18 protein-coding genes are annotated in these 18,871 nt (G+C 66.3%); 8 read left to right on the top strand and 10 right to left on the bottom strand.

Going from position 1 to position 18,871, the window contains the following annotated elements; all coding sequences use genetic code 11:
• Positions 1 to 20: 20 nt before the first annotated feature.
• The 6 genes from MRBLWH12_RS08490 to MRBLWH12_RS08465 all read right to left on the bottom strand — a co-directional run bounded on the left by MRBLWH12_RS08490 (position 21) and on the right by MRBLWH12_RS08465 (position 6,003).
• Positions 21 to 1,415 (bottom strand): aspartate aminotransferase family protein, encoded by a 1,395-nt coding sequence (locus MRBLWH12_RS08490; protein WP_363548169.1) that lies wholly within the window; start codon positions 1,413 to 1,415, stop codon positions 21 to 23.
• On the bottom strand, positions 1,412 to 1,879 hold the full coding sequence (locus tag MRBLWH12_RS08485) for an Lrp/AsnC family transcriptional regulator (protein ID WP_341974000.1): 468 nt from the start codon (positions 1,877 to 1,879) through the stop codon (positions 1,412 to 1,414). Before MRBLWH12_RS08485 ends, MRBLWH12_RS08490 begins: the two co-directional genes overlap by 4 nt.
• Positions 1,880 to 1,965: 86 nt before the next feature.
• Entirely contained in the window at positions 1,966 to 3,126 is a 1,161-nt protein-coding gene (locus MRBLWH12_RS08480) for an acyl-CoA dehydrogenase family protein (protein ID WP_363548166.1), read from the bottom strand.
• Positions 3,123 to 3,881: an alpha/beta fold hydrolase gene (locus MRBLWH12_RS08475; RefSeq protein ID WP_363548164.1), complete on the bottom strand. Its 759-nt coding sequence runs from the start codon at positions 3,879 to 3,881 to the stop codon at positions 3,123 to 3,125. The genes MRBLWH12_RS08480 and MRBLWH12_RS08475 overlap by 4 nt, the downstream gene beginning before the upstream one ends.
• Before the next feature lie 50 nt (positions 3,882 to 3,931).
• Positions 3,932 to 4,840, bottom strand: a complete 909-nt coding sequence (locus tag MRBLWH12_RS08470) for a sugar kinase (RefSeq protein ID WP_363548161.1) — start codon at positions 4,838 to 4,840, stop codon at positions 3,932 to 3,934.
• Positions 4,837 to 6,003, bottom strand: a complete 1,167-nt coding sequence (locus MRBLWH12_RS08465; RefSeq protein WP_407357923.1) for an MFS transporter — start codon at positions 6,001 to 6,003, stop codon at positions 4,837 to 4,839. Before MRBLWH12_RS08465 ends, MRBLWH12_RS08470 begins: the two co-directional genes overlap by 4 nt.
• 412 nt (positions 6,004 to 6,415) lie before the next feature.
• Between MRBLWH12_RS08465 and nrdH the strand changes: the two genes are divergently transcribed.
• The 5 genes from nrdH (at position 6,416) to MRBLWH12_RS08440 (ending at position 11,193) form a co-directional block, all read left to right on the top strand.
• Positions 6,416 to 6,649, top strand: a complete 234-nt coding sequence (gene nrdH, locus MRBLWH12_RS08460; RefSeq protein WP_102191535.1) for a glutaredoxin-like protein NrdH — start codon at positions 6,416 to 6,418, stop codon at positions 6,647 to 6,649.
• 6 nt (positions 6,650 to 6,655) lie between these two features.
• Complete coding sequence (gene nrdI, locus MRBLWH12_RS08455; protein ID WP_363548157.1) at positions 6,656 to 7,096, top strand: class Ib ribonucleoside-diphosphate reductase assembly flavoprotein NrdI; 441 nt, start codon at positions 6,656 to 6,658, stop codon at positions 7,094 to 7,096.
• A 41-nt stretch (positions 7,097 to 7,137) separates the two neighbouring features.
• On the top strand, positions 7,138 to 9,237 hold the full coding sequence (gene nrdE / locus MRBLWH12_RS08450; RefSeq protein ID WP_341978354.1) for a class 1b ribonucleoside-diphosphate reductase subunit alpha: 2,100 nt from the start codon (positions 7,138 to 7,140) through the stop codon (positions 9,235 to 9,237).
• Positions 9,238 to 9,272: 35 nt separating this feature from the next.
• Complete coding sequence (gene nrdF / locus MRBLWH12_RS08445; RefSeq protein ID WP_363548154.1) at positions 9,273 to 10,253, top strand: class 1b ribonucleoside-diphosphate reductase subunit beta; 981 nt, start codon at positions 9,273 to 9,275, stop codon at positions 10,251 to 10,253.
• A gap of 145 nt (positions 10,254 to 10,398) precedes the next feature.
• A complete protein-coding gene (locus MRBLWH12_RS08440; RefSeq protein WP_363548151.1) occupies positions 10,399 to 11,193 on the top strand; it encodes a Pr6Pr family membrane protein in 795 nt (264 codons plus the stop codon).
• A gap of 59 nt (positions 11,194 to 11,252) precedes the next feature.
• Here MRBLWH12_RS08440 and MRBLWH12_RS08435 read toward each other — a convergent pair whose 3' ends face one another.
• The 3 genes from MRBLWH12_RS08435 to MRBLWH12_RS08425 all read right to left on the bottom strand — a co-directional run bounded on the left by MRBLWH12_RS08435 (position 11,253) and on the right by MRBLWH12_RS08425 (position 15,564).
• A complete protein-coding gene (locus MRBLWH12_RS08435; RefSeq protein WP_363548148.1) occupies positions 11,253 to 11,900 on the bottom strand; it encodes a LysE family translocator in 648 nt (215 codons plus the stop codon).
• A 30-nt stretch (positions 11,901 to 11,930) separates the two neighbouring features.
• Positions 11,931 to 13,610 (bottom strand): glucose-6-phosphate isomerase, encoded by a 1,680-nt coding sequence (gene pgi / locus MRBLWH12_RS08430; RefSeq protein ID WP_363548145.1) that lies wholly within the window; start codon positions 13,608 to 13,610, stop codon positions 11,931 to 11,933.
• A gap of 130 nt (positions 13,611 to 13,740) precedes the next feature.
• Positions 13,741 to 15,564: a S8 family serine peptidase gene (locus MRBLWH12_RS08425; protein WP_363548142.1), complete on the bottom strand. Its 1,824-nt coding sequence runs from the start codon at positions 15,562 to 15,564 to the stop codon at positions 13,741 to 13,743.
• A 422-nt stretch (positions 15,565 to 15,986) separates the two neighbouring features.
• On the opposite strand from MRBLWH12_RS08425, the gene MRBLWH12_RS08420 reads away from it, so the two are divergent.
• Positions 15,987 to 17,048, top strand: coding sequence for a hypothetical protein (locus tag MRBLWH12_RS08420; RefSeq protein ID WP_363548139.1), 1,062 nt, complete (start codon positions 15,987 to 15,989; stop codon positions 17,046 to 17,048).
• Positions 17,045 to 17,248 carry a hypothetical protein gene (locus tag MRBLWH12_RS08415; RefSeq protein ID WP_363548136.1) on the top strand — a complete coding sequence of 68 codons (204 nt, stop codon included), beginning with the start codon at positions 17,045 to 17,047 and terminating at the stop codon, positions 17,246 to 17,248. Before MRBLWH12_RS08420 ends, MRBLWH12_RS08415 begins: the two co-directional genes overlap by 4 nt.
• Before the next feature lie 13 nt (positions 17,249 to 17,261).
• Here MRBLWH12_RS08415 and MRBLWH12_RS08410 read toward each other — a convergent pair whose 3' ends face one another.
• The gene (locus tag MRBLWH12_RS08410; RefSeq protein WP_363548133.1) at positions 17,262 to 17,864 is read right to left on the bottom strand and encodes a GNAT family N-acetyltransferase; all 603 of its coding nucleotides are present in this window, start codon (positions 17,862 to 17,864) and stop codon (positions 17,262 to 17,264) included.
• A 52-nt stretch (positions 17,865 to 17,916) separates the two neighbouring features.
• Here MRBLWH12_RS08410 and MRBLWH12_RS08405 point away from each other — a divergent pair, with 52 nt between their 5' ends.
• Positions 17,917 to 18,846 (top strand): aldo/keto reductase, encoded by a 930-nt coding sequence (locus MRBLWH12_RS08405; RefSeq protein ID WP_363548130.1) that lies wholly within the window; start codon positions 17,917 to 17,919, stop codon positions 18,844 to 18,846.
• Positions 18,847 to 18,871 lie beyond the last annotated feature (25 nt).

Genomic DNA, 18,871 nt, shown 5'->3' with positions numbered 1-18,871 from the left:
CGCTCAACGATCGAGGGCGGTCAGAGCACGTCTTCCGCGCGGGTGAGGACTCCGCGGAGGATCTGCTCGATCTCCGCGAACTCGGCGGGGCCGACGGTCAGCGGCGGGGCGAGCTGGATCACGGGGTCGCCCCGGTCGTCGGCGCGGCAGTAGAGGCCCGCTTCGAAGAGGGCGGGGGAGAGGAAGCCGCGCAGCAGCCGCTCTGACTCGGCGTCGTCGAATGTCTCCCTGGTCGCCTTGTCCTTCACCAGTTCGATGCCGAAGAAGTAGCCGTCGCCGCGCACATCGCCCACGATCGGGAGATCGAGCAGTTTCTCCAGTTCCGCGCGGAACAGCGGGGAGTTCTCGCGGACGCGCTCGTTGAGCTTCTCCTCGTCGAAGATAGCGAGGTTCTCCAGCGCGACCGCCGCCGAGACGGGATGGCCGCCGAAGGTGTAGCCGTGCGGGAACGACATCTGCCCGTGCGAGAACGGCTCGTAGATCCGGTCGCTGATGATGGTCGCGCCGATCGGGGAGTAGCCGCTGGTCATCCCCTTCGCGCACGTGATCATGTCGGGGACATAGCCGTACCCGGTGCAGGCGAAGGTGTGGCCGAGACGGCCGAATGCGCAGATGACCTCGTCGGAGACGAGCAGCACGTCGTGCCGGTCGCAGATCTCGCGTACTCGGGCGAAATAGCCAGGGGGAGGAGGGAAGCATCCGCCGGAGTTCTGCACCGGCTCCAGGAAGACGGCGGCGACGGTGTCCGCGCCCTCGAACAGGATCATCTCCTCGATGCGGTCCGCGGCCCAGCGGCCGAATGCCTCCTCATCGTCCGCGGGCGCGCCCATCTCCGCCGCGCGGTAGAAGTTCGTGTTCGGCACCCGGAAGCCGCCGGGGGCGACCGGCTCGAACATCGACTTCATCGCCGGGATGCCGGTGATCGCCAGGGCACCGTGCGGGGTGCCGTGGTACGCGACCGAGCGCGAGATGACTTTGTGCTTGGTGGGCTTGCCCATCAGTTTCCAGTAGTGCTTCGCGAGCTTCAGTGCTGTCTCGACCGCTTCACCGCCGCCGGTGGAGAAGAACACGCGGTTGAGATCGCCCGGCGCCTCGTCGGCGAGCCGATCGGCCAACTCGATCGCCGCAGGATGCGCGTACGACCACAGCGGGAAGAAGGACAACTCGGATGCCTGCTGGGCGGCCGCGTGAGCCAGGCGACGCCGGCCATGGCCGGCATTCACGACGAAGAGGCCGGCGAGTCCGTCGAAGTAGCGCTTGCCCTTCGCATCCCAGATGTGGTGCCCATCGCCCTTGACGATGATCGGGACCCCGTTCTCGGCCATCGTGGACTGGCGGGTGAAATGCATCCAGAGATGATCCTTCGCCATCTGCTGGAGCTCGGGTTCGGATGCGCGCGGGCGTGACGTGGTCATCTGGTCCCCCAGTTGTAGAGCTGCTTCTGCAGCTTGGCGTAGATGAAGGTCTCAGTGGAGAGCACGCCGTCGATGGGGCGGATGCTGTCGTTCAGCAGCGCGAGCAGGTCCTCATCGTCCTCGCATACGACCTCGGCGAGGACGTCGAAGGATCCGACGGTGATCACGACGTAGTCGATCGCCGGGATCGCGGCCACCGCTTCGGCGACGAGGCGCGCGTCACCCGACACCCGGATCCCGATCATCGCCTGACGGCGAAAACCCAGCTGCATCGGATCGGTGACGGCGACGATCTGCATGACCCCGGATTCCGTCAGCTTCTGCACGCGCTGGCGCACCGCGGCCTCGCTGAGTCCGACGACCCGCCCGATGTCGGAATACGAACGCCGCCCGTCCTCCTGCAGCAGTTCGATGATGGTCTTCGACACATCGTCGAGCGGGGAGTGCTTCTTCTTCGTGCCCATGGTGCGATCCTCGCACTCTTCGGGGCTTGATTCAATGGAAATCGTTGGTCGAATCTGGATCTACTTCCGAATTCGACCGAATTCGGTCACGGTTCCAAAGGTCCCAGCCACGCGGTCGCCACTGTCGCATGAGCAGACTCCGGGTCGGAGGGATGGAACGCACCCGCGAGGACATCACGGTAGAGCCGGGAGAGTTCGTTCGAGGTGAAGTAGGAGCCGCCGCCGGCGACCAGCATCGCCTGGTCGACGACCTTCTTCGCCATCATGACGGCGCGATGCTTAACGCCGGCCAGCAGCGGGAACCACCGGGCGCCGTTGTCGACGAGTCCGTCGACATCGCGGGCGAGGGTGGCGATCTGCGGCGGTAGTGCGTCATAGGCGAGACCCATCTCGGCGATCCGCCAGCGGATGTCGGGGTCTTGGCTGTAGGCCGCGCCGGTCTTCTTCGAGCGGCGCTTCTGCGCCGTCTCCGCAGCGAGCTCCAGCGCCCGCCGTGCGATCCCGGTGTACACGGAGGCGAGCAGGATCTCGAAGACCGCGAAGATGCCGAAGACGATCGGGTCGGGGTTCGGACCGGGGTCGATACGGCGCACGACATGCTCGGGTCGGGCGACGGCTCCGTTCAGGCGCGTCGTCCGGCTCTGCGTGCCCCGCATGCCGAGCGTGTCCCAATCGTCACCGGTGATGACCTCATCGGTGCGTTCGATGAAGGCGAAGACGAGTTTCGGCGCATCCTCGCTCGTGGTGTCCAGGCCGTGCAGGCCGAGCTTCGTCCACACCGGGGCGAGCGAGGTGAAGATCTTCGTGCCCGTGAACGCATAACCGCCGTCGGGGAGTGGCGCGGCATCCGTATCGCTGCCGAACAGCACGAGATCGTTGCCGCCCTCGCTGATGCCGAAGGCGAACACCTCGCCTTCGGCCGCGCCGTCCTGCACGAACTCCAAGCCGGGCACGCCCCGATCGGAGAAGACCTTGGCGACACCGGTCCAGACGAGGTGCATGTTGATCGCCAGTGCGGTGGCCGGTGCGGCCGTCGCCAGCCGCTGCTGCAGGATGGCGGCCTCGGCGAGGCCGAGACCGGCGCCGCCGCGCGAGGTCGGCACCAGGATCGACAGGTAACCGGCGTCACGCAGTTCGTCGAGATCCTGCTGCGGGAAGGTGTTCTCCCTGTCGTGCTTCGGTGCGCGCTCGCGGATCCTTTCCAGCAGGTCGTCCGGGAGGAACGCGGTGGGATCGAACGTACTCATGCCAGAGCCTCCAGCAATTGGCGGATGGATTCGTCCGGCTTGTCGCGATGCAGGGAATGCCCGGCTCCCGAGACGACGGACATCGTGATGTGCGGGTTGCTCGCGATGACCTCTTCGGCCAGCGTGCCGGTGAAGAGGCTGTAGACGGCGGGGTCGGCGCCGATCACGTGGGTCGGCACGCTCAGCCGGGCGGCATCCGCTCGCACATCCCACGGCTTGTTCTGCGCGCTGGTCTGCTCGACCGCCCAGCGGCTCGTGCGCAGCACGGCATCCACCTTCAGCTCCTGGTCCTGCGGATGCCAGTGCGGATGCTCTGCCTGCACGACGTCGAGCCGGGGATCGGTGAAAGCGCGCTCCTGGCTCTTGCGGATGACGTTCGCGTCGCGCCCGTCGACATGGATCGCCGGGTCGATGAGCACGAGCCGTCGTGTCCACCCCGGATCGGATGCCGCCGCGACGATGCTCGCCGCGCCGCCGAGGGAATGGCCGATGACGGCGTCCCAGGACGAGCTGCCGTCTGATCTGGTCTGCGCGAGGTCGGCGCCATAGGCGGCGACCGTGTAGTCCAGCGCCCGTGGGGCATCGCCGTGGCCGCGCAGGTCTACCGCCGTCGCGTGCCACCCGGCGTCGGCCAGCGCGCTGCCCAGGCGCCACATGAGAGCCCCGGACGAGCCCAGCCCATGGACGAGCAGGGCACGGCGCGAAGCGGCGGGATCGCCCCAGGCGATGCGGGGGAGGGTGAGCGGCGCAGACATGTGTTCAGCCTAGGACGACGTGCGGTGTCCGCGGCGTGGGGTGAGCGGCTTCAGCGGATCGGCGGCATGTCCGCGGCGATCGTGAGCACTCTCGCCGCCGCGGCGTGCCCGGCGGCAAGGCGCTCGGAGAGCGGGCGATCCTCGAGGGTCGCCGCGAGGAAGCCGGACGCGAAGGCGTCGCCGGCGCCGACCGGCTCGACGACATCGACCTGCGGAGCGGGGACGAAGACCGGATCCGCATCGCCGTGGAACGCGGTGGCGCCGATCTCGCCGTCCTTCACCACGAGCAGATCGCATCCGGGCAGGTGCGCGCGGATCTCCGTCGCCGTGCGCGTGCCCCAGATCCGCTCGGCCTCATCGCGTCCGACGAAGCAGATGTCCGAGGCGTCGGCCAGGCGAGCGAGGGTGGCGGCGGCATCCGCCATGCTCCACAGCGGCCGACGGTCGTTGACGTCGAAGGAGACCAGTGCGCCCGCGGCGCGTGCCTCGGTGAAGAGCTCGTCCACCATCGCACGGCAGGATGCGGACAGTGCGGGCGTGATCCCGGTGGTGTGCACGATGCGGACACCGGCGAGCTGGTCGGCGGTCAGGAATCCCGGCGCCATCGACGCCGCGGCGGATCCTGCCCGGTAGTAGTAGACCGTGGAGCCCTCGGCTCCTGGGTCCTTGAACATCACGCCGGTGGGAGCACCCGCATCGCGCTGCACCCAGAGCTCGATCCCGCGGTCCGAGAGCTCCGACGCGATCCGCGAACCGAGCGGGTCATCGCCCAGCCGGGAGGCCCACGCGGAACGGTGCCCAGCGGAGACGATTCCCGCGGCGACGTTGGACTCCGCGCCGGCGAGTCCGAGCGTCGCGGCATCGGCGTCTGCCAGCGCGGCTCCGGTCGGAGTGATCAGCGCCATCGTCTCGCCGACGCAGACGATCGCGGGCGGGCTGACAGGGGGATGGATGCTCATGAAGGGGTGACCGCCACAGGTTCGGTGTCTGGATAGGGACTGGGATCGCGGTGCCGCAGATCGGGGAAGGAACGGACGAAGACGACGGAGACGATCAGGCCCACGGCGGCGAACAGTGCGGCGGCGAGGTACGCACCGCGCGCTCCGCCGGTGGCGTCGACGAGGAAGCCGCCGATGGCGGATCCGGCTGCGGCGCCGATGAGCTGCCCGGTGCCTGCCCAGCCGAACGCCTCGGCCGTCTCGCTGAACTTCACGCTCGCCGTCGTGATCGCGAAGAGCACGGCGAGGGCCGGGGCGATGCCGATGCCGGCGAGGATCAGCGTGCCGCCGAGCCAGAAGGCGTCGAGCGAGACCATGGTCAACGAGAGGCCGATGGTGACGATGACGAACCGGCGGGCCATCGCCCATGGTCCGATCGGAATGTGGCCGAACGCGAGGCCGCCGGCGAGGCTGCCGACGGAGAACACCGCGAGGACGAGGCCGGCGGCGAGGCTGCCGTGCTCGAACGTCGCCACGACACCGACCTCGACGGCCGCGCACGCCCCGATGAGGAGGAAGCCGATGACGGTCGCGAGCATCACGGGAGGCTTCAGCACGACCTTGCCGAACGCATTCCGACTGCGCGGGATGCGCACTCGTCCGACCTCGGGGGAGAGGATGAACCAGGCACCGCCGCCGACGAGGATGATCGCGACCAGGAGCAGCCCCTGCACCGTGCCGACCTGGGTGGAGACGAGGGTGATGACCACCGGCGCGATGATCCAGATGATCTCCTGCAGCGACGCATCCAGCGAGAACAGCGGGGTCAGCTGCGACGAATTGACCAGCTTCGGGTAGATGGTGCGCGCCGCCGACTGGATCGGCGGGGTCGAAAGGCCGGCGATCATGCCGAGCGCCATGTACCCCGGCACGTTCAGCGGGAGCAGGGCCAGGGCGAGCACAGCGACGACGCAGACGCTGAGGGTGAGGGTGATGACGCGCCGCATCCCCCAGACGCCCATCCACCGGCTCGTGATCGGGCCGGCGACGGCCTGCCCGACCGAGGTGGCGGCGAGCACGAGACCGGCCGCGCCGTAGGAGCCGGTCTGCTGCTCCACGTGCAGCAGGATCGCCAGCGATGCCATCCCGTTGGGGAAGCGTGCGGTCAGCTGAGCTGCGATCATGCGCGCCACACCGGGCGTGCGAAGAAGATCCCGATATCCCGCCACCAGACAACGGTACCGGTGACCGGCGTCGGCGGTGGATGTTCGAGCGGATGCGACACGCCGATGACACGCCGGAGGGTGCTTTCCACAGGAAATCGAATGTCGGATGTCCCCCGTATCGTGCCCCCTGTGGATGGATCTGGATGAGGGGATGCGAAGCCGCATGATTCCGCGCTTCGCGACCCTTCAGAGGGTGCCTGCGCCTGTGGAAGAAACGGTGGAGAACCTGTGTTGTAGCAGTGGAGAGCGGTGGAAAACTACAGGGATGTAACTACTACCCCTTGTGGTCGCCCCCAATGTCCGTACCCATATGTAGTATTGAAGTCCCGGCGGGGGGTCTGCCGGAAATCAAAGAATTTGAGGGGATGAGATGTCGATCACGGTCTACACCAAGCCGTCCTGTGTTCAGTGCAACGCGACGTACCGCGCGCTGGATGCCAAGGGCATCGAGTATGAGATCCACGACCTGTCGGAAGACCCGACGGCTCTGGAGCAGGTCAAGGCGCTCGGCTACATGCAGGCGCCGGTCGTCGTCACCGACGAGGACCACTGGTCGGGCTTCCGTCCCGACAAGATCGACGCCCTCGCCTCCCGCCTGGCGTGACGCACCATGAGCGCCGTCGCGACAGCCGCGCCGCTCCTGGTGTACTTCTCGAGCGTGTCCGGCAACACGGCGCGCTTCGTCGAGAAGCTCGGGCTTCCGGCGTCGCGCATCCCGCTCCGCCGGCAGGAGGGTGATCTCGTCATCGACGAGCCCTTCGTGCTGGTCACTCCCACCTACGGCGGGGGTGAGGGGCGCGGCGTCGAACGAGGAGCCGTGCCCAAACAGGTGATCCGGTTCCTCAACGACGAGCGCAACCGGCGCCACATCCGCGGAGTGATCTCCGCGGGCAACACCAACTTCGGCGAGTCCTTCTGTCTCGCCGGTGACATCATCAGCCGCAAGTGTCAGGTGCCGCACTTGTACCGGCTCGAAATCTTCGGCACGCAAGACGACGTGGATCGCGTGAGCGACGGATTGGAGCGACGGTGGAAGCTGGAACAGCAGTGACCGAGCAGGTGGCATTCAAGGGCAACCCGGCATTCGAGGGCATGGACTATCACGCCCTCAACGCGATGCTGAATCTGTACGACGCCGACGGCAAGATCCAGTTCGACGCCGACAAGCGCGCCGCACGGGAGTACTTCCTGCAGCACGTGAACCAGAACACCGTGTTCTTCCACTCGCTCAAGGAGCGGCTGGACTACCTCGTGGAGAAGGAGTACTACGAGGGTGCGGTCATCGAGAAGTACTCCTTCGACTTCATCCAGAAGCTCAACGACCTCGCCTACTCGAAGAAGTTCCGCTTCGCGACCTTCCTCGGCGCCTTCAAGTACTACACCAGCTACACGCTGAAGACCTTCGACGGCAAGCGCTACCTCGAGCGGTTCGAGGACCGTGTCGTGATGACGGCTCTCGGCCTCGCCGACGGCGACGAGGAGCTCGCGATCAACCTGGTCGAGGAGATCATCTCCGGCCGTTTCCAGCCGGCCACCCCGACCTTCCTCAATTCCGGCAAGGCACAGCGCGGCGAGCTCGTCAGCTGTTTCCTGCTGCGCATCGAGGACAACATGGAGTCGATCGCCCGCGGCATCAACTCCGCGCTGCAGCTGAGCAAGCGCGGTGGCGGCGTGGCGCTCCTGCTGTCGAACATCCGCGAGTCGGGTGCGCCGATCAAGCAGATCGAGAACCAGTCCTCTGGCATCATCCCCGTGATGAAGCTCCTCGAAGACAGCTTCAGCTACGCCAACCAGCTCGGTGCCCGCCAGGGTGCGGGTGCGGTGTACCTCAACGCGCACCACCCCGACATCATGCGCTTCCTCGACACCAAGCGCGAGAACGCCGACGAGAAGATCCGCATCAAGACGCTTTCGCTGGGTGTCGTCGTGCCCGACATCACCTTCGAGCTCGCGAAGAACGACGAGGACATGTACCTGTTCTCGCCGTACGACGTCGAGAAGGTCTACGGCGTTCCCTTCGGTGACATCTCGGTCACCGAGAAGTACCGCGAGATGGTCGACGATGCTCGCATCAAGAAGACCAAGATCAACGCCCGCGAGTTCTTCCAGACCGTCGCTGAGATCCAGTTCGAGTCGGGCTACCCGTACATCATGTTCGAGGACACGGTGAACAAGGCCAACCCGATCAAGGGCCGGATCAACATGTCGAACCTCTGCAGCGAGATCCTGCAGGTGAACACGCCGACCACCTACAACGAGGACCTCTCGTACAAGGAGATCGGCAAGGACATCTCCTGCAACCTCGGCTCGATGAACATCGCGCTGTCGATGGATGCGGATGACCTCGGCCAGACCGTCGAGACGGCGATCCGTGCTCTCTCCGCGGTGAGCGACCAGAGTCACATCGGCTCGGTGCGTTCGATCGAGGACGGCAACGACCGTTCGCACGCGATCGGCCTCGGGCAGATGAACCTGCACGGCTACCTGGCCCGCGAGCACGTGTTCTACGGGTCCGAAGAGGGCATCGACTTCACGAACATCTACTTCTACACGGTGCTGTTCCACGCGCTGCGCGCGTCGAACAACCTCGCGATCGAGCGCAAGCAGGCCTTTGACGGCTTCGCGGACTCCACCTACGCGTCGGGGGAGTTCTTCGACAAGTACATCGAGCGTGCCTGGGTGCCCGAGACCGACAAGGTCAAGGAACTCTTCGCCGGCAAGCACATCCCCACGCAGGAGGACTGGACCGAGCTGAAGGCGTCCATCCAGAAGCACGGCATCTACAACCAGAACCTGCAGGCGGTGCCGCCGACCGGCTCGATCTCGTACATCAACAACTCGACGTCGTCGATCCACCCGATCGCGTCGAAGATCGAGATCCGCAAGGAAGGCAAGCTCGGTCGCGTGTACTACCCGGCCGCGTTCATGACGAACGACAACCTGGAGTACTACCAGGACGCGTACGAGATCGGCTACGAGAAGGTAATCGACACGTACGCCGCCGCGACGCAGCACGTCGACCAGGGCCTGTCGCTGACGCTGTTCTTCAAGGACACGGCGTCGACGCGCGACATCAACAAGGCGCAGATCTACGCATGGCGCAAGGGCATCAAGACGATCTACTACATTCGCCTTCGTCAGATGGCGCTCGAGGGCACCGACATGTCCGAGTGCGTCAGCTGCATGCTCTGATTGTCTGACCAGGGATTTTTGAACAGGAAATGATGATGACCCCTCCCGAACGGCTCAAGCTCGTCGATCACGTGCAGGCGATCAACTGGAACAGGATCGAGGACGACAAGGACCTCGAGGTCTGGAACCGCCTCGTCAACAACTTCTGGCTGCCCGAGAAGGTGCCGCTGTCGAACGACATCCAGTCGTGGAACACGCTGACTCCCGATGAGCAGTTGCTGACGATGCGCGTGTTCACGGGACTCACCCTCCTCGACACGATCCAGGGCACGGTGGGCGCCGTGTCGCTCATCCCTGACGCGATCACCCCGCACGAGGAAGCCGTCTACACGAACATCGCGTTCATGGAGTCGGTGCACGCCAAGAGCTACTCCTCGATCTTCTCGACGCTCGCGTCGACGAAGGAGATCGACGAGGCGTTCCGGTGGTCGGTGGAGAACCCGAACCTTCAGAAGAAGGCTCAGATCGTCATGGACTACTACCAGGGCGATGACCCGCTCAAGCGCAAGGTCGCCTCGACCCTGCTGGAGAGCTTCCTGTTCTACTCGGGCTTCTACCTGCCGATGCACTGGTCGAGCCGCGCCAAGCTCACCAACACTGCCGACCTCATCCGTCTCATCATCCGCGACGAGGCCGTGCACGGTTACTACATCGGCTACAAGTTCCAGAAGGGACTCGAGAAGGAGACCCAGGAGCGTCGCGACGAGTTGAAGGAGTACACCTTCAACCTGCTGTACGAGCTGTACGACAACGAGGTGCAGTACACGCAGGACCTCTACGACGGCGTCGGCCTGACCGAAGACGTGAAGAAGTTCCTGCACTACAACGCCAACAAGGCGCTGATGAACCTCGGCTACGAGGCGATGTTCCCGTCTTCCGTGACGAACGTGAACCCGGCGATCCTGTCGGCGCTCTCCCCGAATGCCGACGAGAACCACGACTTCTTCAGCGGTTCGGGTTCGAGCTACGTGATCGGCAAGGCCGAGGCCACCGAAGACGACGACTGGGACTTCTGAGTCGCTGAGCGCCGGTCAACTAAGGCCCGGAATTGCGGAGATCCGCAGTTCCGGGCCTTCCTCGTACCACGCATGCCGGTCGCCGGTCGATCGCGGCCACCTGTCCCGCTACCATCGGGCAACGTCGCGCTCATATGATCGACTCATGCTGGAAGAGACCGAGCACGAGCTTCAGCACACGGCTTCCCTTTCGGAATCGCCGAACCCCGGAGCGCGCCCCTTCGCTAATGGGGCGATCAGCGTCCGGCCGCTCGCGCTCGCCTACCGCGTGGTGGCGGTCGCGCTCATCGCGACCGGCCTCATCCGGATCACGGGGATGTTCTCCGGCAGCCCGGAATGGGGCAGCTTGCTGTTCTACACCGTCCTGAGCAATCTGCTCTGCCTGGTCTGGATGCTGCTGCTCATCATCCGGACCGTGCGGGATCTTCGCCAGGAGGGGCATCGGGGCGCTTCGACGCCGTCAGCCAGGTGGAGCGGCGCCGTGATGATGGCCATCACCGTGACGATGCTGATCTACCTCGTCGTGCTGGTGCCCGCGGCCTTCCAGCAGCCCGGGGACTACGAGCTGTTCTCGTTCACCGACAACCTCATCCACATCATCACCCCGTGCCTTCTCATCGGCGACTGGTTGCTCTTCGTGCGGAAGGGAGCATTCCGATGGATCGACCCGCTGCTGTGGGCGCTCATCCCGTACGCCTATCTGGTGTTCGGTTTCGCCGCCGGCGCGGCCGGCGTCGAGTTCTATCCGGGGCAGACGTATCCGTACCCGTTCATGAACGTCGGTGCTCTGGGGATCGGCGGCACTGCGCTCTGGATCGCGGGCCTCACCGTCGCACTCGTGGGAGTCGGCTATCTCTATGTCGCGGTCGACAGGGCGCTCGCGCTGATCCGTACGGGTTCTCCAGGCGAACCGCCGTTCGGTCCCCGACGAGTGCCGTAGTACGCGCTCGGGCGCATGCCCCACTCCTCAGAGAGGTGCTGCACGTCGCAACCGGCCGCTCAGGCGCTGGAAGGCTTCTCGCTCCACACCAGCAGGAACGCACCGAGTGCGATCATCAGGGCGCCTCCCGTCGCGCCCATCGCCTCCAGCCGCCGCGGTGAACGGCCGAACCATTCTCGTGCGGCGCTCGCGAGCAGTACCCACACAGCATCGCAGGCCACGCCGATCGTCACGACGATCGCACCGAGGACGAACAACTGCAGCGGGACCGACCCGGTCCGCAGGTCGGCGAACTGCGGAAGGATCGCGAGGAAGAACGCGATCGACTTCGGATTCGTGACACCGACGACGAATCCCTCCACGAGGAGCCGGTGGCCCGAGCGTTTCGGCTGCGCCCCGGTGATCGCGTTCGCGGCATCCCTTCGGTGCCGAATCGCCTGGATGCCGAGGAAGATCAGATATCCCGCGCCGAGGACTTTGACGACCGTGAACAGCACGGCCGACTGGGCGATCACGGTGCCGATGCCGAGCGCGACTCCGATCACGAGGATGATCGAGCCGATCGCGGTGCCGAGGATGCTGAGGAAACCGCCGAGGCGGCCCAGCGCCATGGCGCGGCCGATCGTGAAGAGCACGGTCGGACCGGGGATCGCGACCATGATGAACGCCGCGACGATGAACGTCGTGAGGGTCGTGGTGCTGAACATGGTGATGCGAGCCTATTCCCCTATGAAGGGCTACTTGCGGTTCGCGTGGTAGTACGCGAGCAGCGCCTTCGTGGACGCATCCTGGGCCTCGACCGCCGCCGCATCGCCCTCGATCGCCGGAGCGATCTGCGTGGCCAGCTGCTTGCCGAGCTCGACGCCCCACTGGTCGAACGAGTTGATCCCCCAGATCGTGCCCTGCGTGAAAGTGATGTGCTCGTACAGCGCGATGAGCTGACCGAGCACCTGCGGGGTGAGCGCCGGCGCGAAGATCGACGTCGTCGGGCGGTTGCCGGCGAAGGTCCGGGCGGCGACGAGGGCACCGGTGGTGCCTTCGGCCTCGACCTCCTCGGCGGTCTTGCCGAAGGCGAGCGCCTTGGTCTGAGCCAGGAAGTTCGCCAGGAACAGCCCGTGCACGTCGCGGCCGTCGTCCTGCAGCGGGTACGCGGGGTTGGCGAACGCGATGAAGTCCGCCGGGATCAGGCGGGTTCCCTGATGGATCAGCTGGTAGAAAGCGTGCTGTCCGTTGGTGCCCGGCTCGCCCCAGAACACCTCGCCGGTGTCGGTGGTCACCGGGCTGCCGTCCCAGCGCACGGACTTGCCGTTGGACTCCATCGTCAGCTGCTGCAGGTAGGCCGGGAATCGGCTGAGCTGCTGAGCGTAGGGGAGCACGGCGTGCGATTGCGCGTCGAAGAAATTCACGTACCAGACGTTCAGCAGCCCCATCAGCACCGGCACGTTGCGCTCCAGCGGCGTCGTCCGCACGTGCTCATCGACCGCGTGGAAACCGGCCAGCAGGTCGCGGAACGCGTCGGGGCCGAGAGTGATCGCCAAGGAGAGCCCGATCGCGGAGTCGACGGAGTAGCGGCCGCCCACCCAGTCCCAGAACCCGAAGGCGTTCACGGGGTCGATGCCGAAGGCGGCCACCTTGTCGAGGGCGGTCGACACGGCGACGAAGTGGTGCGCTACGGCGTCGACGCGCGATGCGTCATCGCCCGAGATCGCTCCGGACGCCGTCAACCCGGCCCACAGCCAGTCGCGGGCGAGCCGTGCGTTGGTGAGGGTCTCCAGCGTCGTGAAGGTCTTGGATGCGACGATGAACAGCGTGGTCTCGGGATCGAGGCCGGCGGTCTTCTGCGCGAGGTCGGTCGGGTCGATGTTAGAGACGAAGAGCGCCTGGATGCCGGCATCCGCATACGGCTTGAGCGCCTCGTAGACCATGACGGGCCCGAGGTCCGAGCCGCCGATGCCGATGTTCACGACATGCGTGACCTTTTTTCCGGTCACGCCGAGCCAGTCTCCGGAGCGGACGCGATCGGCGAAGGCGGAGAGCGCATCGAGCACGGAGTGCACGTCGGCATCCACGTCCTGGCCGTCGACGACCAGCGCGGGCGCGGCACCGGCCGGGCGCCGCAGCGCGGTGTGCAGTACTGCGCGATCCTCCGTGGTGTTGATGTGCTCGCCTGCGAGCATCGCGGCGAAGCGGTCGGCCACTCCGGTCTGCTCCGCGAGGCGGAGGAGCGCGGCGATCACGTCGTCGGTGACGAGATTCTTCGAGAGATCGACGTGCAGATCGCCGAGGGGCAAGGACAGCCGCTCGGCGCGGGACGGATCTGCGGCGAACCAGGCGCGGAGGTCGGGTTCGAAGGACGTGTGCAGAGCGCTGAGCTCGGCCCAGGCGGGGGTGCGGGTGGGATCGATCGGGGCGGTCATGCGTCCAAGGTACCCCCACGGCGGGAGGTCTTCCGGCCGGATGACGACGGCACTCACCCGGAGTGAGCGACGGATGCCGCGGGGGTTCGTTCGCCCCCGCGGCATCCGCTCTTTCACACCGGTTCTGTCGTCACTTCACGGTCGCGGTGTACGCTCCCGATCCCGCGTACGACTTCACGACGAGGCGATAGGTGCCAGACGAGGCGTTGTACGTGAACTTCTCGTCGGCGTCAGCCGAGGTGCCCTGGGCGACGGTGTACCACCCGAAGGAGTACCGCTTCTGCAGGTAGACATCGAAGTCCGCGCCGGTCGGCCCGTCGAGGCAGACCTCAAGCGCGCCGGAGGCGCGAGAGAAGGTCGGCGACGTCACCTGCTGCCCGTTGCTCAGTGAGCCCGACGACACGGGCGTGCCAGAGCAGACGCCAGGGTCGACAGCCGTGACCGTGAACGCGAACGCCGCTGAATCCGTCGAGACGGGAGCAGACGCATCCGTCACCGTCACCGTCACGTTCGACGAGCCCGCCGCAGTCGGCGTCCCTGAGATCGTGCCCGTGGAGGCGTCGATCGCGAGACCCGCGGGAAGACCCGTCGCGGAGAACGCATACGGAGCGGTGCCGCCGGTGACGGAAACAGCGAGGCCGACGGCCTGGCCGACCTTGCCGGTCTGATCGCCGATGGCGGCGAGGTCGACCGCGACCGGCTCCGGGTCGCCGGAGTTCAGGAAGCCGGTGTACAGCAGGCGGTTCGGCGACGCGGAGGTGAGGCCGGAGAGCTTGCCGGTCGACGCGTTGTCGACGATGGCTGCCTGCACCTGCGCCGGCGTAGCGCCAGGGTTCTCGCCGAGGTACAGGGCGGTGGCACCCGTCGTGTGCGGCGAAGCCATCGACGTGCCGGAGATCGTGTTCGTCGCGTCATCGCTGGTCGGCCAGGCCGACAGGATCTCGGTGCCTGGCGCCCAGACGTCGAGGCATGAGCCCCAGCTGCTCGTTCCAGCCTTGGCGTCATTTCGCGTCGAGTTGCCGACGGTGATGCCTTCCGGCACGAGCTGCGGGCTGTAGCGGCACGCGTCGTCGTTGCTGTTGCCAGCTGCCTGAACCCAGGTGACGCCGGAGGCGACGAGGTTCTTGACGGCCTGATCGGTTGCCGGGCTGGAGCACGCGGTGCGGCAGCCGATGCTGTAGTTCGCCGTCGCGGGCTTCACTGCGTTCTCGGTGAGCCACTCGATCGCCTCGATGATGTCGGCGCTGGAGCCGGATCCCTGGCAGTCGAGCACGCGCACCGGGTGGACGGTGGCCTTCTTGGCCACGCCGTATGTGCTGCCCGCAGCAGTGCCGGCGACGTGCGTGCCGTGACCGTTGCAGTCCTGGGCGGTTCCACCCGGGGTGACCGCGTCGAAGCCGGGCTTCATGCGCCCGGTGAACTCCGAGTGGGAGCTGCGGATGCCGGTGTCGACGATGTAGACGTTCACTCCCGCACCTGCCGACGCGGGGTAGGTGTAGCTCTGATCGAGGGGCAGGTCGCGTTGATCGATGCGGTCATCGCCCCAGTTCGGCGGGCTGACCTGCTCGTCGAGAGCGTAGAAGGTCTGCGCCTGTTCGACGTACTCGACGCGGTCGTCCGACGCGATCGTCAGCGCCTCCGCTTCGCTGAGGACGGCCGAGTACCCGGTGAGTGCAGCGTTGAAAGTGCTCAGCACTTCGCCGCCGATTTCGTTGGTGATAGCGGATGAGACGTCGTCGGCGGTGCCGATCTCACCGGGGGACTTCAGTACGACGATGTACTCGCCCGGAATGGCGTTCGTGGAGCTTGCGCCGACGATCTCGGGATCACCGGTCGAATCGGTGCTCGCTCCAGCGAACGATGGTGTCAGGATGATGGCCGTGCAGGCGAGGAGTGCTGCCGCGGTGGCGGCTCCTCGTGACGCGGCGTTGCGCCACGGGGTCTTCTTGAACAATGGATTCCCTCTCGTTGTGGTGATGAAGGCGTCTTGTGGACGCCCCGCGCTGACGGGGAGGTCAACGCGCGGTCCGGGGCTGTGCCCGAACGCGATCGGTGGGCGCCGCCCCGCGCTGCATGCGCGTCGACGCGATGGGAACCAGTCGAATGGGAGAGGCCGTCGGCAGTCGCAGTGCGCAGTGCTGTCATCACGTGCTCCAACGGGAGGCCTCGGAATTGATCGGCTCGTGACTGAAAATTATTGGTTCGTCAGAGGAGCGTCAATTTGCCTTTTGGCACACGAATGGATTCATGCAGCAGACCTTCGGCCAGTTTTTGCATCGGATCCAATATTTAGTCCCGGACTCGGGCATACTTCCTTTCCGCGGTATCCGCAGGCCCGCAGCGAGGCAGATGCGGACGCATCCTAGGATTGCCATGATGAGCGAGATGACGGCACCCGCGGCGGCGACCGCCCCGTGGTGGCACCGGTTCGTGTTCAACTCCCTCGTCTGGGGATTCGTCCTTCTGCTGGCCGCGACGGCGCTGACTCTGGGGGCCGGCGACCTCGACATCGCGCAGCTCGTGCTGATGCTCGTCGCTGGTTGGTGCTTCGGTTTCGCCTTCGTGAACGCCACGGATCGGATGCCGCGCAACGGCGCGGTGCTCCACATCGCGGTGGCCGTGGTCCTGGGCGCGCTGATGATCTTCGTCACCGAGTACGGAGGGCGGCTGATCGAGCCGCTTCCTGAACCGGTGCGCGGTGTCTTCGTCGTGTTCTGGATGGCGGCGATCCCCGCGACAGGGTGGATCTGGCTGGGTCTCCTCGGCCGGATCACCGACGCGTTCACCCGCCGCCAGCGCAAGAACGCTCCGGTGCGCGTCACCCCGGAATGGGAGCGCGACGAGCGAGGGGACGGCTCGTTCGTGACGTTCCCCGCCATACCGATGCGGCTGCGGCAGCTCACCGTCGCCATCGTCGCGATCGTGGTCGTCGTCGGCGCGCTGGCCGTGGTGATCCTCATCGCCCTCGGCGACGTCGTGCTGAACCTCGGCCCGCGGATGCTGATCGTCTTCCTCGGCCTGGTCCTCGGCCTTCCGGCCTATCTGGTTCTGACCGCGGTGCTCCGGCGGCGGACAGAGCAGTGCGCCGTCGCGTTCGGCAACGACGAGGTCCGGATCAGGGTCGGGCCCGTGGCATCCGTCATCCGGCACTCCGACCTCGAGTACCTGCGCTGGCGCGGCCGCAGCGACTACGCCAGGGTCGAGATCCGCGGGGCCGGCGTCGATCTGTCGCTCTTCACGGGCATCGCCAAAGCGCCTGCGGGTCGGACGGCCGAGCTGCCTCCGCTGCCGAGGCGAGTCTTCCGTCGGCTGGAGCTGGCGGGCTTCATCATGGAGAAGTCGCGTCGCGGTGAGGTCATCACTTTCCGGCGGGCGGTCGGAACGCCGGCGGACGAGAAGTATCCTGGTAGGCGGCCGCTACGACAGGAGACCCCGTGATCCTCAGCTTCATCTTCTTCTTGATCCTCTTCCTCGGAGGCATCTGGCTCATGGGTCTTGCGCAGTCGCTCGAAGACTTCCAGGCGATCGTCTTCGTCGCGGGCCTGCTCATCATGTGCCTCTCGCTCGCCTTCATGATGCGCCAGCGCGGATCGGCGACGCGCCGCTCTAACAACTGGTCGGGCAACGCCGCCGAGTAACGACCTCCCGACGTCAGCGCCTCCTGGCGAGGCGCGCGTCGAGGTTCGCCTTCACAGCCGGCCATTCCGGCTCGATGATCGAGAACTCGACGCTGTCGCGCAGTGCGCCGTTCCGGTAGCGGCTCATGGCACGCATCACCCCGTCCTGCTTCGCGCCGAGACGTTCGATCGCTGCGCGCGACTGGAAGTTCACCCACTGCGTGGTGAGTCCGACCCGGAATACGCCCAGCGTCTCGAACGCATGCTGCAGCAGCAGCAGCTTCGACTCGGCGTTCGTGCCGGTTCCGTGCGCCGATGGACGATTCCAGGTGTAGCCGATGTGCAGCCGGGGCACGTCGGGGTCGAGGTCGTAGAACGTCGTCATCCCGATCACCCGTCCCGCGGTGTCGAATGCCGTGAACGGCACCATCTCGTGCTTCTCGCTCAGAGCGAGGCGACGCTCGATCTCGGCGGCGACCCCGTCCGGTGACGGGACCGAGGTGTACCACGCGGTCTGCCAGAGATCGCCCTCCTCGACGGCTTCGATCAGGTCGTCGCGATGTGCGCGCTCGAGCGGGCGGAGTTCGACCAAACGGCCGGTGAGGGTGACGGGGGACGGATCGACGAGGAAGGCCATGGATTCATTCAACCAGCGCCGAGCCGTCCGACCCGCGCGGTAGCGTTGCCCCATGAAGACAGTGCCGTTCGGATCGACCACCGCCCCCGCCGTCATCGCCGGAATGATGCGCATCACCGACAAGACCGACGCGCAGATCCGGGAACTCTACGACACCGCCCGTGCTGCCGGCATCGACTTCTTCGATCACGCCGACATCTACGGCGGCAGCATGCACGCCTGCGAGGCGCGGTTCGGGGATGCCTTGCAGCTGAGCGCTGCCGAGCGCGCCGAGATCGTCCTGCAGACGAAGTGCGGGATCGTGCCGGCGCAAGGCATGTTCGACTTCTCCTACGAACACATCGTCACTCAGGTCGAGGGATCGCTGCGGGCGTTGCGCACAGACTTCATCGACGTGCTTCTGCTGCACCGACCCGACGCGCTCGTCGAGCCGGACGAGGTCGCCCGAGCCTTCGACGAACTCGAGGCCGCCGGCAAGGTGCGCGCCTTCGGCGTCTCCAACCACACCCCGCGACAGATCGATCTGCTGCGCACGGCCGTGCGGCAGCCGCTCGTCGCCAACCAGCTGCAGCTGTCGATCACGCATGCGCCGATCATCGCGCAGCCGGTCGCTGCGAACATGGCCGCCGAGGAGCAGAGCGTCGGACGCGACGGCGGCGGCATCGTCGACTACTGCCGCATCAACGGCATCACGATCCAGGCATGGTCACCGTTCCAGGGCGGGTTCTTCACCGGTGTGTTCCTCGGAAACCCGGAGTACGCCGAACTCAACGCCGTCATCGACCGGCTCGCGGCGTCGTACGGCGTGACTCCGATCGCGATCGCCACAGCATGGATCACTCGGCACCCCGCGAACATGCAGGTCGTGCTCGGGACGACCACGCCCGAACGGGTGCGCGATGCCGCGGCCGGCGCAGACATCACCCTGACCCGCCCGGAATGGTACGAGTTGTTCCGGGCCGCCGGTCACCTGCTGCCATGACCGACGCCGTTCGGCCGGTTCGGGG

Source organism: Microbacterium sp. LWH12-1.2 (genome assembly GCF_040675825.1).
Taxonomy (GTDB): Bacteria; Actinomycetota; Actinomycetes; order Actinomycetales; family Microbacteriaceae; genus Microbacterium.
The sequence above is the reverse complement of the archived record's forward strand: the minus strand, read 5'-3'. Positions and strand labels throughout refer to the sequence as shown.